The organism is Bacillus sp. ISL-35 (genome assembly GCF_018613355.1).
Classification (GTDB): Bacteria; Bacillota; Bacilli; order Bacillales; family Cytobacillaceae; genus Mesobacillus.
Map to the genome: position 1 here is coordinate 91,281 of NZ_JAGGQK010000001.1, position 12,192 is coordinate 103,472.

The following is a 12,192-nucleotide window of genomic DNA, read 5'->3' on the forward strand; positions in this document are numbered from 1 at the left end:
AAACAAGGGCTAAATACAGTTGACCTCTTGCCAGTGATATATTATAATTGCAAGGTACATGGTATCCCATGTGTTTTGGTGTTAGTGTGTTGTGCTCGGAGGGAGGGAAAGAGAATGTCTAAAACTGTCGTTCGTAAAAACGAATCGCTTGAAGATGCTCTTCGACGCTTCAAACGTACTGTATCTAAATCAGGTACTATCCAAGAAGCTAGAAAGCGCGAATTCTACGAAAAACCTAGTGTAAAGCGTAAGAAAAAGTCTGAAGCTGCTAGAAAACGCAAGTTCTAAGAGAGGGTGGAATTAACTTGAGCCTGCTCGAGCGTTTAAATAATGATATGAAACAAGCGATGAAGAACAAAGAAAAGGACAGACTCACGACGATTCGGATGGTCAAAGCATCCCTGCAGAACGAAGCAATCAAGTTTGGCAAGCAGGAATTATCCGAAGAAGAAGAGTTAACTGTACTTTCTCGTGAAGTGAAACAACGCAAAGATTCCCTCCAGGAATTTGAAAAAGCTGGTCGTCAAGACCTCGTTGAAAAGATACAAACAGAACTAAAGCATGTCGAAGTTTACATGCCACAGCAGCTTAGCGAAGAAGAAGTGACGGAAATCGTCAAAGAAGCTATCGCAGAGACCGGTGCGGCATCGAAAGCCGATATGGGTAGAGTAATGGCTGTCCTTATGCCTAAAGTAAAAGGCAAAGCAGACGGATCTCTCGTTAATAAACTTGTACAACAACACCTTTCATAAAAAGCTCGAAGGCCGCAGGATGCTCTTGCGGCCTTTTTAGCGCATAATAAAAGGTAGACCAGCATGATTCATGTGTTATGGTTGCTGCATGGAACCCATTACATTCCACACTACAGTTTGCAGGATCCAAGAGCCCCCATTTCAAAATACATAATTAGCAAATCTGTAAAAAAACATTGAAACCTTTTGGTGTACCCATGCGTATTACCACTATGGCCTTATTTTTAATGAATGGAGGTGCCGAATTGAAAATCAAATCAGTGATTGCCAGCATCATCATCCTCTTGTCACTGGCCAGTCTGGTCAATCCTTTCACTGCGGATGCTGACCAAAAAGTGGTTTATGTGGTGCCGATTGAAGAAACGGTGGAAAAAGGCCTGCTTTCCTTCCTGAAAAGAGCGGTGGGAGAGGCTGAAGAGGCCGGTGCGGAAGCAATCATTTTTGATGTGCATACACCTGGCGGAGCTGTCGATGCCGCTGATGGGATCGGAAAATTGTTGACGGGAACTGACTTGAAAACAGTGGCCTTCGTCAATAAAAAAGCATTATCCGCCGGTGCTTATATTTCCCTGAATGCAGATGAGATTTATATGGTTCCTGGGGCTACGATGGGATCGGCTGCAATCATCGACCAGCAGGGCAATACTGCTGGAAAGAAGGCAGAGTCTTACTGGTTCGCAGCCATGAAAGCTGCAGCTGTTGAAAGTGGGAGAGATCCGATATACGCCCAGGCGATGGCGGACGATAGCATCGATCTTCCTGAACTCGGGGCAGGTAAGGGGAAATTACTAACCTTAACGACAGAAACAGCGCTTGATGTGGGATATTCGGAAGGAACAGTCAAAAATCTCAATGAATTGCTGGATAAACTGGGCTATGAGGATGCCGAAATCAGGAATGTGGACGAAACTTTCGCGGAAAAGCTGGCGAGATTCATCACCCATCCTGTTGTGATCCCGATCCTCATGACAATTGGCAGCCTTGGTTTGGTCCTTGAGCTTTACTCTCCTGGTTTTGGACTGCCGGGTATTGCTGGTTTATCAGCGCTGCTATTATTCTTCTATGGACATATGGTTGCCGGACTGGCCGGTTTTGAAACATTGATCCTGTTTGCGCTCGGAGTCGGGTTGATCCTGCTCGAGTTGTTCATCCCAGGCGGAATTACCGGAGTCATTGGTTTACTGGCCATTGTAGCGAGCTTTTTTATGGCATCGGATAATGTGGTCCATATGGGGATCTCTTTATTGGTTGCCTTGACAGCGTCCATTGTTTTATCTATTTTGATGATAAGGGTGTTTGGAAAAAAGATGAAATTTTTTAAGAGAATCATACTGACCGATTCAACAAGCACTGAAAAAGGCTATGTGTCGAATAAGAATCGTCTGGAACTGATTGGAGTAGAAGGGGTGACTCTGACGCCTCTCAGGCCTTCAGGCACCATCATTGTCGAGGATGAACGCATTGATGTGGTCAGCGAGGGCGGCTTTGTTCCAAAAGGAAAAAAAGTAAGGATTGTCAAAACAGAAGGTTCAAGAATCGTAGTAAGAGAGATTGATGAAATCTAATTTGGATTTTCATTGTGATTTTACAAAACAAAACGATGAAAAACCATAACAAGTAGAGATAAAACCAAAGGCATTGATCGATCGATTTTCTAACACTGAAGATCAAAAGCCTGGGGAATATAATTTTTAGGAGGCAGTTCAAATGGATGCAGGTACAGCGTTTGTATTAATTGCAGTTGCACTTGGGATCATTTTCCTTGGTGTATTGCTGACATTCGTGCCGGTGATGCTGTGGATTTCAGCTTTGGCAGCGGGTGTAAGGGTCAGCATTTTCACGCTGATCGGAATGAGATTAAGAAGGGTAATCCCAAGCAGGGTCATCAATCCGATGATCAAAGCACATAAAGCAGGTTTGAATGTAACGACAAACCAGCTGGAGAGCCACTATCTGGCAGGGGGTAATGTGGATAGGGTTGTTAATGCCTTGATTGCTGCACATCGGGCGAATATTGAGCTTTCATTTGAAAGGGCGGCTGCGATTGACCTGGCAGGCCGTGACGTTCTGGAAGCTGTACAAATGAGTGTTAATCCGAAGGTCATTGAAACTCCATTCATCGCTGGTGTGGCCATGGATGGAATCGAGGTAAAGGCAAAAGCGAGAATCACAGTCAGAGCGAACATCGACCGACTCGTCGGGGGTGCTGGCGAAGAAACGATTGTTGCCCGTGTTGGTGAAGGAATCGTATCGACAATCGGTTCTTCCGACAACCATAAAAAGGTGTTGGAAAATCCTGATATGATTTCGCAAACCGTTCTTTCCAAAGGTCTTGATGCAGGAACGGCATTTGAAATTCTATCGATTGATATCGCGGACGTTGATATCGGCAAAAACATCGGTGCCGAGCTGCAGACTGAGCAGGCGGAAGCAGATAAGAAGATTGCCCAGGCGAAAGCCGAAGAGCGCCGCGCGATGGCTGTTGCACAAGAACAGGAAATGAAGGCTCGCGTCGAAGAAATGAGAGCGAAAGTCGTCGAAGCGGAAGCTACAGTACCATTGGCAATGGCCGAAGCGCTTCGTGAAGGCAATATTGGTGTGATGGACTATATGAATATCCAGAATATCGAAGCCGACACAGATATGAGAGGTTCCATCGGGAAGCTGTCAAACGGTAAAAAAGACGATAAGAATAATCAATGATGAGAGAACCCGATAAAAGAAAGGGGGGCTCCACATGCAAATTTTATTAGAATTATTAAGTAATCCAATAGCCCTGTTCATTCTGATCGGGGTGATCTCGAGTCTGTTCAATCAAAAAAAGAAGGATGGCAGCCAGCAACCGCAGCGCCGTCCTGTCAGGCCGCCCGGACCAGTCCAGCCGCCTCGTCCTGCGCCTGCTAGAAGGCAGCCGGCAGAAGCGAGAACGGAGCCGCTCCGTCCTGAGATTGAAAAGAATAATGATTACAATCCCCGGTCCGAGAACCGCAGGCCTGCAGAACCAAGCAGGGATAAGAGAGGTCAGAGCCCCGTCGATTCAGGCGTTGAAGTCCTGACAGATATTCAAAAGAAATATCAAGAACGAAAGCGCCAAACTGAAGAATCGGCAAAAAAACAGCAAACTGGCAGAATGTCATCCAGTCAAACATCTGGCCGGCTGAACCAAAAAAGAGAGCAGGTGCAAACCGAGGTCGTGTTCCAGCCGGATAAAGACACTCTGGTAGAGGGATTGATCTGGGCTGAAGTCCTTGGAAAGCCCCGTGCCAAAAAGCATTACAACCCGTCGAGGAGATATTAGGCAAAGGATTTTGACCGTTGCTGCCGGTTTGAAAGAATGCTTATGATAAAGTTAAAAATGGTGCTAGAACCTCCTTTTTTCTCATACATATGAGATGAAAGGGGGTTCTTTTTTTTATGGCAAAAAAATGGAGCCAGTATGTACGCAAATGGATGACACAAAAAATGGATCTTCCTCAAGATGTCATGATGGATCTCCCTAGAATCACGATGATTGGGCAAGTCCATATTTATATAGAAAATCATCGGGGCCTGCTCGCTTTTTCAGATGGTGAAGTGAGGCTGATGATCAAAGGCGGCCAGCTTCTGGTCAAGGGCAAGGCGTTCGTGATCAAGACAATATTGCCTGAAGAGATATTACTCGAAGGAAAAATCGATCAGGTTCTATATATAAATGATTGAAGTTGAGGGGGAGTCAAATGAAAAACCAATGGATTCACACCTTTTCTGGCACTGTGAAGGTGAAATTGACAGGCAAGGGCATAGAAAGATTCCTGAACCAGCTGACGCGTAATGGCGTGTCAATTTGGAATGTGAAGAAACATGGTTCTGAGGCGGTCACTTTTTATGTCAATCTGCAGGATGTAAAAAAGCTGAGGATCCCCGCGAGGGATAGTCACTGTAAAATCAGGTTCCTGGAGAGGGCGGGAGGCCCTTTCTTTTTAAAGAAATTATGGACAAACAGTGGGTTTTTAGCTGGGGCAATTTTGTTTTTCGCATTGATCATGCTCCTTTCCAATATGGTGTGGGGGATTGAAATAAATGGCGCCAGCCCTGCGACTGAATATCAAATTCGCAAGGAATTGGACAAGATGGGAATTGGTGTCGGGAAAATGCAGTTTTCGATCGACAATGTCGAAAGCATCCAGAAGGAACTGACAGATAAGGTAGGAGCTTTGACATGGATTGGCGTAGAGCTGAAGGGGACGACCTATCATTTTCAGGCTGTCGAGAAAAGTGAGCCTGAAAAAGCGGAAGCAATTGGCCCAAGGAATCTGGTAGCGAAAAAGAAGGCGGCCATTGTCAAGATCTTCGTGGAAAAAGGGGATCCAGTGGTGGAAGTGAATGATTTTGTGAAGCCGGGTCAGCTCCTTGTGTCAGGATTATATGGGAATGAAAATGACCAAAGGTTGGTAGCAGCCACCGGTGAAGTCCTTGGGGAAACATGGTATTCAACTAAGGTGGAACTGCCTTTGAAAAGTACTTTCCAGGTCTATAACGGGAATGAAAAAAGAATTTATTCTCTGAAAATAGCCGGAAAAGCAATGCCTGTATGGGGTTTTGGGAAGAATGAATTCAAGGAGTATGAAACAGAAGTCTCTGAGCAGCCAATAAAATTTTTCAAATGGGAGCTTCCGGCTAAGATTGAAAAAAAGACAATCAGGGAACGGGAACAGGTTACCCGCATCTATACCAGGGAGGAAGCGATCGAAAGTGCAAAAGAACTTGCCAGAAAGGATATAAAAAACACCCTTCCTGAAAATGCTATCATAAAAGGGGAAAAAATTTTACATCAGTCAATTGAGAATGATAAAGTAAGACTAATCACACATTTTACAATCATTGAAGATATTGCAGAAGGACAACCAATTATTCAAGGAGACTGAGAATGACAGAAGACTTAAAGACGACTGAAATCCAACTAGCGAATCCAACTGAAGCCGTTTCATTATTCGGCAATGCAGATATCAACCTGAAATTGATTGAACAGGAGCTTGGGGTCTCGATTGTGACACGCGGTGAGACAATCGGGATCTCTGGGCCTGAAGAGAAGGTCGCGATGGCCCAGGCTGTTTTGGAAAACCTGCTTGCGGTGATCCGCAAAGGCATAAGCGTCAGCCAGAGAGAAGCTGTTTACGCCATTCAAATGGCCGAAAAAGGGACTTTGGAATATTTCAGGGATTTATATGATGAAGAAATAAGTAAAAATGTAAAAGGTAAATCCATCAGGGTCAAGACACTTGGCCAGAGACATTATGTGAATGCCATTAAAAGCCGCGACCTGGTTTTTGGTATCGGCCCGGCTGGTACTGGGAAAACCTACCTTGCTGTCGTCATGGCCGTCACGGCGCTGAAAAATGGTACGGTATCCAAAATCATTTTAACAAGGCCTGCAGTAGAAGCTGGAGAAAGCCTCGGTTTCCTCCCGGGGGACTTGAAGGAAAAGGTCGACCCTTATCTCCGTCCGCTGTATGATGCCTTGCATGATATCCTGGGCACTGAACATACATTGCGTCTGATTGAAAGGGGAACGATCGAGATCGCACCCCTGGCTTATATGAGGGGAAGGACTCTTGATGATGCGTTCGTCATTCTCGATGAAGCCCAGAACACGACACAGGCCCAGATGAAGATGTTTCTGACGCGTCTGGGATTTGGCTCCAAAATGATCATAACAGGTGACACCTCCCAAATCGATTTGCCAAAAGGCGCTAAGTCAGGCCTGGTGGAGGCCGAGAAGGTATTGATGGATGTTTCCGGTATCTCTTTTGTGCACCTTGAACAGGCAGATGTTGTGCGTCATCCGCTTGTCGGACGAATCATTGAAGCGTATGGGAAAAACGAATGAACAACCACAGTCCGCTCCAGAAAAAAATGAGAGCGGACTTTTGCTTTTCCATCAAAAAGTACAATTCTGCTCCTGTTGACCGTGGTTATTACAAATAGTGATGAAACTTTGGATAAAAACTGATATGATGGTACATAAAGTTAGCTGATTTCCCAGTTATTCTCAAACTGGTTCTATTTGTTTAACGGGAGGGCTGTAAGGATATGGAAAAGCTGCAGGTCCAATTAACTGCGATTTTAAACTTGTTGAATATAAAGATTTTCCGGGTTTTGTTATTCTTGCTTATTGGCATTGTCATGTATTCGGCTATGTACACCAATGTTAAGCCTGAAAAGCTTAATCTCGAGTTATTCTCTGTGGCAGAGAAAACCATCCGGTCTCCTATTACCATTGAGGATAAAGAGAGCACAGAAGCTAATCGCCGGGAAGCAGTCGAACAGGTGAATGATGTTTATCGGGTCAAGAGGGAATATGCCCAGAACAGGGTGGATCTTGTCACTTCGATATTTGGTTCTGTGTCTGAAGTCAATGCAGAAGCACAGAAAGAGATTGACCAACAGAAGAAAACAGCGGCAGAGGCTGATGGAGAAGATGTTGCCGAACCTCAAGGCCCGACGATTGACGAAAAAATCCAAACGCTGAAAACGAAATTGACCGAGAGTGAAACGAAGAGTCTGTCAGATGAGGTATTCATAGCTTTGCTTCAAGCTCCAAAGGAAGAACTTCAAGTCGCAAAGGACCTCACCGTCACAGCAATCAATAATACAATGAAGCATAGTGTTCCCGCGGATGAAGTGGAGAATGCAAAATTGAATGTTGAGGAAGAATTGAAGTATACCAGTCTAAACGGCAGCTTAAAGAGGGCGGTCATCGAAATTGGCCGATATGCTGTCGTCCAGAATGAATTTTACGATCCGGAAGCTACCGAGGACCTTCGCCAGCAAACGATGGACAGTGTGGAACCAGTGAGGATTCTTGAAGGCCAAATTCTTGTGGATGAGGGACAGCTGATCAGCAGGGACATCTATAAGAAACTTCAGCTTGTCGGCCTGTTGGAAAGTGAAAATTCATATAAGCCGTTCATCGGGCTCGCGATGCTGACAGCATTGACCTTGTTTGGACTTTATGTCGTTTTTAATGAAATGGAAAATGCTGATAAAAAACAAAAGAACCTGTTAATTTTCAGTATTATTTTTATTACCGCGATTTTATTGATGAAACTGGTCAGTCTGTTCGATGAATTTGAGTACTCGGAGATTGGCTATATATTCCCTGCAGCTATGGGAGCGATGCTGATCAAGATCCTGATCAATGAAAGGCTTGCTCTATTGCAGGTGGCCATCCTCGCGGTAATCGGCACGATCATTTTCAACGAAGGCATTACCGGGACATTGAATGTCTCTCTGGGAATTTATATTTTAATGAGCGGTTTGGCGGCAATCCTGTTTTTGCAAAAACAGAACCGGAGGTCCAAGATCCTCCAGGCTGGTTTATTTGTCTCAGTGATCAACCTGATTGTCATTCTTTCAATTTTGTTCCTGAGGAACAGCCAATATTCTGGGTTGGAATATGGATTTTATATTACTGCCGCGTTTGTTTCCGGAATTGTCTCAGCTGTACTGACGATTGGCCTGCTGCCGTTTTTTGAAGCGGGTTTTGGCATTCTCTCGACTTTAAGGCTGATCGAACTGTCCAATCCTAATCACCCGCTTTTAAGAAAGATTCTTACAGAAGCACCGGGAACCTACCATCACAGTGTCATGGTCGCCAATCTATCGGAAGCCGCATGTGAGGCAATCGGGGCAAACGGCCTTCTTGCAAGGGTTGGATGCTATTATCACGATATTGGGAAGACGAAACGCCCGCAGTTTTTTATCGAAAACCAGATCAATATGGATAACCCTCATGATAAATTGCCAGCTTTGACAAGCAAAAATATCATCATCGCCCACGCGACGGATGGTGCCGAGATGCTTCGCAAGCATCGGATGCCTAAGGAGATCATTGATATCGCCGAGCAGCATCATGGGACTACTTTGCTGAAATTCTTTTACCATAAGGCAAAACAAAATGGCCATGAAGTAAAAGAGGAAGATTTCCGCTATCCAGGACCAAAGCCGCAAACAAAAGAGTCTGCGGTCATCGGAATTGCCGACAGTGTGGAAGCTGCCGTGCGTTCGATGAACCATCCGACACATGAGCAAATTGAAACATTGGTCGATAATATTATCAGGGACCGGCTTCAGGATGACCAGCTGAGTGAATGTGACATCACCCTAAAAGAGCTGGATACGGTTGCAGAAACACTATGTGAGACCTTAAAGGGAATTTTCCATTCCAGAATTGAATATCCAGAAATGAATAAGCAGAAGGTGAAGCAGGCATGAGTCTAGAAATCGATTTTTTGGATGAGACAAATGAATTGGCAGAAGAGCAGTTGGTTGAAATTGAAAAGCTTTTGAATTATGCTGCGGTGAATGAGAATGTCCAGGACGGAAGTGAGCTTTCTGTCACTTTCGTTTCAAATGAACGCATTCAGGAGATCAACAGGGAATATCGGGATAAAGACCGGCCGACAGATGTCATCTCCTTCGCATTGGAGGAAATGGGCGAAGGTGAATTGGAGATTGTCGGGGAGGAAATCCCCCGTATCCTGGGCGATATCATCATCTCCATTCCTAAGGCGAGGGAACAGGCAGAGGAATACAACCATTCTTTCATGAGAGAGCTTGGCTTTCTAACTGTCCATGGTTTCCTGCATTTATTGGGCTATGATCATATGAACGAAAATGATGAAAAACAGATGTTTGACAGGCAAAGAGAACTACTCGAAGGATATGGCCTTGGACGCTGATAAACGGAGGAAGCATCCTTTGACTTCCTCCTTCAAATTCGGGTTTGAAGGAATTGCGGCTGCAGCTCGGGAACGAAATGTGCAAATCCATTTCGTTATTTCAGTTATCGTCGTTCTATCAGGCTTCATTTTTGAGATGAACAAATACGAATGGATTGCGATAATCCTGTGTATTGGCGGAATGGTCTCGTTGGAAATGATGAATACGGCAATCGAAAGAACGGTTGACATGTATACAGAAGAATTCCATCCGCTTGCTAAACAGGCGAAAGACATTGCTGCCGGTGCTGTGCTCATTTTTGCGATCGTGAGCGTCATTATTGGTATGATTATCTTTTTGCCAAAAATTTCAGCATGGTTCAGTTAGTTGTCCGAACAGGGCAACTTTTCTTTTTGGAGGCCATTTTCGAGACAAAAATTTCTTATATGTTTGAACCGATTTGAAAACAGGAAAAAACTTCAGTAAAATATCATCACAGCGTACAATCACTGCTTGTATGTTTTTAGAAAATTTAAAAATTTATATTTCATTTTTGCTACAAACGATGAAATCACACTGGAAATGAGTTAAAATAAAGTGGAGAAGGGAATTACAGGATGAATTTTAATAATCAAGACCCAAATAATAAATCGCACAAATCAGGATTCATATCAATCATTGGAAGACCGAATGTGGGAAAGTCTACCTTTCTTAACAGGGTAATCGGGCAAAAAATTGCAATCATGAGCGATAAGCCGCAAACGACCCGGAACAAGGTGCAGGGAGTATTGACGCTAGAGGACTCTCAGTTGATCTTCATTGACACTCCGGGAATCCATAAACCAAAGCACCGTCTTGGCGATTTCATGATGAAGGTTGCACAAAATACCTTGAAGGAAGTCGATTTGGTGTTGTTTATGGTCAATGCCCAGGAAGGATATGGACGCGGAGAAGAATTCATCATTGAAAAACTCCAGAATGTGAAGACGCCTGTTTTCCTTGTCATCAATAAAATTGACCTTATTCATCCAGATCAGCTGTTGAAACTGATCGAGTCTTACAAAGAGAAATTTGATTTTGCCGAGATCGTTCCGATTTCTGCGCTTGAAGGGAACAATATTGATCGGCTGCTTCAGCAAATCAAGGAAAAAATGCCGGAAGGACCACAGTTTTATCCAGCCGACCAGGTAACAGATCACCCGGAACGCTTCATCGTTTCTGAACTGATCAGGGAAAAAGCGTTGCACCTGACAAGGGAAGAAATTCCTCATTCACTCGCTGTCGTGATCGAAAAAATGGAACGCCAGCCTGAAAAGGATATGGTGCATGTCATGGCAACAATCATTGTCGAGAGGGACTCCCAGAAAGGAATCATCATCGGCAAGCAGGGAGGCATGCTGAAGGAGATTGGCAAACGAGCACGCCATGATATCGAAAGTCTCCTTGGTTCAAAGGTATTCCTGGAATTATGGGTCAAGGTCCAGAAGGATTGGAGAAACAAAGCCACTCAGCTTCGAGATTTCGGTTTCAGGGAAGATGAATATTAAGCCTGTTTGGCAAATGCTCCATCAATAACATATTAACGGATTCCAAATATTATTCATAAACAGGATTTACAATTTTTGCGTAACATGAAAATCTGATTGACAGGCTATGATATTCATAAGGATTTGGGATAGATGCATTGCTAGTGAAAAAACGAAAGGTGGGGTTTTCGATGTTGGATTTTACCTGGAAGGTGTTTTCGCAAACAGGTAACATTGACACGTATCTTCTCTTTAAGGAATTAGAGAAAGACAATCAAGAAATACCCGGTTATCAGGAGGATGAACTAGCAGAAATTGATTTTCCAATCTCATAGGTTTGTCTGTAGTAATGGATGGTGATTCAGATGCTGCAGAAATGCGAAGGCATTGTCATTAGGACAACTGATTATGGCGAGAACAATAAAATTGTAACTTTATATACCAGGGAATTCGGAAAAGTTGGTGTGATGGCAAGAGGTGCGAAAAAGCCCAGCAGCAGGCTCTCTGCCGTCACCCAGCTTTTTACGTACGGCCACTATCTTTTCCAGGCAAGCTCAGGCCTGGGCGGACTGCAGCAGGGAGAGATAATTTCATCCATGCGTTCGATCCGGGAGGATATTTTTCTGACAGCCCATGCCAGTTATGTTGTAGATCTGACGGATAAAGTGACTGAGGATAAGAAGTCGAACCCTTTTATGTTTGAATTGCTCCTTCAGACCCTCAACTATATGAATGAGGGCTATGATATGGAAATCCTCACATTTATCTATGAAATGAAAATGCTCAATGTCCAGGGATTGTATCCGGTTCTGGACAGGTGTACAAATTGCGGGAGCACAGAAGGAGAGTTCCACTTTTCAATCAGAGAGGGCGGGCTCCTTTGCCATCGTTGCTATGAAACAGATCCTTACAGAATCAAGATATCTCCTGGTACCGTAAGGCTGCTCCGCCTATTCTATCTGTTGGACCTTAGCCGACTGGGTAATATTTCAGTTAAGCCTGAGACAAAGGCCGAATTGAAAAAAGTTATCTCCGCATACTATGATGAATATTCAGGACTTTATTTAAAAACAAGGAAGTTCCTGGACCAGATGGATTCCTTCAGGGACCGTCTCTAACTATTGACATTGCCGATTGTTTTCGCTATTCTCAAATCAAAAGCTTTTTGTGATTTGCGAAAATACAATTACATATGTTGCTGTGAAGGAAAGGAG

At 44.1% G+C, this 12,192-nt stretch carries 14 protein-coding genes and 1 other annotated feature (1 of these 15 cut by a window edge); all 14 genes read left to right on the forward strand.

The features are described 5' to 3' along the window. The first annotated feature begins 114 nt into the window (after nt 1-114). The 14 genes from rpsU to recO all read left to right on the forward strand — a co-directional run bounded on the left by rpsU (nt 115) and on the right by recO (nt 12,096). Nucleotides 115-288, forward strand: coding sequence for a 30S ribosomal protein S21 (gene rpsU / locus J7E38_RS00445; RefSeq protein WP_015595024.1), 174 nt, complete (start codon nt 115-117; stop codon nt 286-288). 17 nt (nt 289-305) lie between these two features. After that, the gene (locus J7E38_RS00450; protein ID WP_214704579.1) at nt 306-752 is read left to right on the forward strand and encodes a GatB/YqeY domain-containing protein; all 447 of its coding nucleotides are present in this window, start codon (nt 306-308) and stop codon (nt 750-752) included. 245 nt (nt 753-997) lie between these two features. Beyond that, nucleotides 998-2,317 (forward strand): NfeD family protein, encoded by a 1,320-nt coding sequence (locus J7E38_RS00455; RefSeq protein WP_214704578.1) that lies wholly within the window; start codon nt 998-1,000, stop codon nt 2,315-2,317. A gap of 142 nt (nt 2,318-2,459) precedes the next feature. Next, nucleotides 2,460-3,455: a flotillin-like protein FloA gene (floA, locus tag J7E38_RS00460; RefSeq protein ID WP_144476157.1), complete on the forward strand. Its 996-nt coding sequence runs from the start codon at nt 2,460-2,462 to the stop codon at nt 3,453-3,455. A gap of 34 nt (nt 3,456-3,489) precedes the next feature. After that, nucleotides 3,490-4,050 carry a hypothetical protein gene (locus tag J7E38_RS00465; protein ID WP_214704577.1) on the forward strand — a complete coding sequence of 187 codons (561 nt, stop codon included), beginning with the start codon at nt 3,490-3,492 and terminating at the stop codon, nt 4,048-4,050. A gap of 116 nt (nt 4,051-4,166) precedes the next feature. After that, complete coding sequence (gene yqfC, locus J7E38_RS00470; protein ID WP_214704575.1) at nt 4,167-4,451, forward strand: sporulation protein YqfC; 285 nt, start codon at nt 4,167-4,169, stop codon at nt 4,449-4,451. Nucleotides 4,452-4,468: 17 nt separating this feature from the next. After that, complete coding sequence (gene yqfD / locus J7E38_RS00475) at nt 4,469-5,656, forward strand: sporulation protein YqfD (protein ID WP_214704573.1); 1,188 nt, start codon at nt 4,469-4,471, stop codon at nt 5,654-5,656. Nucleotides 5,657-5,658: 2 nt separating this feature from the next. Beyond that, complete coding sequence (locus J7E38_RS00480; RefSeq protein WP_214704572.1) at nt 5,659-6,618, forward strand: PhoH family protein; 960 nt, start codon at nt 5,659-5,661, stop codon at nt 6,616-6,618. A gap of 203 nt (nt 6,619-6,821) precedes the next feature. After that, entirely contained in the window at nt 6,822-9,005 is a 2,184-nt protein-coding gene (locus tag J7E38_RS00485; protein ID WP_214704571.1) for an HD family phosphohydrolase, read from the forward strand. Continuing rightward, nucleotides 9,002-9,472, forward strand: coding sequence for an rRNA maturation RNase YbeY (ybeY, locus tag J7E38_RS00490; RefSeq protein ID WP_214704570.1), 471 nt, complete (start codon nt 9,002-9,004; stop codon nt 9,470-9,472). Before J7E38_RS00485 ends, ybeY begins: the two co-directional genes overlap by 4 nt. Beyond that, nucleotides 9,456-9,839 carry a diacylglycerol kinase family protein gene (locus tag J7E38_RS00495; protein ID WP_215038045.1) on the forward strand — a complete coding sequence of 128 codons (384 nt, stop codon included), beginning with the start codon at nt 9,456-9,458 and terminating at the stop codon, nt 9,837-9,839. Before ybeY ends, J7E38_RS00495 begins: the two co-directional genes overlap by 17 nt. A 230-nt stretch (nt 9,840-10,069) precedes the next feature. Continuing rightward, entirely contained in the window at nt 10,070-10,999 is a 930-nt protein-coding gene (gene era / locus J7E38_RS00500; protein WP_214704568.1) for a GTPase Era, read from the forward strand. A gap of 170 nt (nt 11,000-11,169) precedes the next feature. After that, nucleotides 11,170-11,313 (forward strand): YqzL family protein, encoded by a 144-nt coding sequence (locus J7E38_RS00505; protein ID WP_084221752.1) that lies wholly within the window; start codon nt 11,170-11,172, stop codon nt 11,311-11,313. A 30-nt stretch (nt 11,314-11,343) separates the two neighbouring features. Further along, nucleotides 11,344-12,096, forward strand: a complete 753-nt coding sequence (gene recO / locus J7E38_RS00510; RefSeq protein ID WP_214704567.1) for a DNA repair protein RecO — start codon at nt 11,344-11,346, stop codon at nt 12,094-12,096. Between the two features lie 73 nt (nt 12,097-12,169). Next, nucleotides 12,170-12,192: a binding site (T-box leader), on the forward strand (it continues 150 nt past the right edge of the window).

Coding starts and splice junctions, on each gene's coding strand:
- rpsU (WP_015595024.1), top strand. CDS start 115: ATGTCTAAAACTGTCGTTCGTAAAAACGAATCGCTTGAAGATGCTCTT.
- floA (WP_144476157.1), top strand. CDS start 2,460: ATGGATGCAGGTACAGCGTTTGTATTAATTGCAGTTGCACTTGGGATC.
- J7E38_RS00465 (WP_214704577.1), top strand. CDS start 3,490: ATGCAAATTTTATTAGAATTATTAAGTAATCCAATAGCCCTGTTCATT.
- yqfC (WP_214704575.1), top strand. CDS start 4,167: ATGGCAAAAAAATGGAGCCAGTATGTACGCAAATGGATGACACAAAAA.
- yqfD (WP_214704573.1), top strand. CDS start 4,469: ATGAAAAACCAATGGATTCACACCTTTTCTGGCACTGTGAAGGTGAAA.
- J7E38_RS00480 (WP_214704572.1), top strand. CDS start 5,659: ATGACAGAAGACTTAAAGACGACTGAAATCCAACTAGCGAATCCAACT.
- J7E38_RS00485 (WP_214704571.1), top strand. CDS start 6,822: ATGGAAAAGCTGCAGGTCCAATTAACTGCGATTTTAAACTTGTTGAAT.
- ybeY (WP_214704570.1), top strand. CDS start 9,002: ATGAGTCTAGAAATCGATTTTTTGGATGAGACAAATGAATTGGCAGAA.
- J7E38_RS00495 (WP_215038045.1), top strand. CDS start 9,456: ATGGCCTTGGACGCTGATAAACGGAGGAAGCATCCTTTGACTTCCTCC.
- era (WP_214704568.1), top strand. CDS start 10,070: ATGAATTTTAATAATCAAGACCCAAATAATAAATCGCACAAATCAGGA.
- J7E38_RS00505 (WP_084221752.1), top strand. CDS start 11,170: ATGTTGGATTTTACCTGGAAGGTGTTTTCGCAAACAGGTAACATTGAC.
- recO (WP_214704567.1), top strand. CDS start 11,344: ATGCTGCAGAAATGCGAAGGCATTGTCATTAGGACAACTGATTATGGC.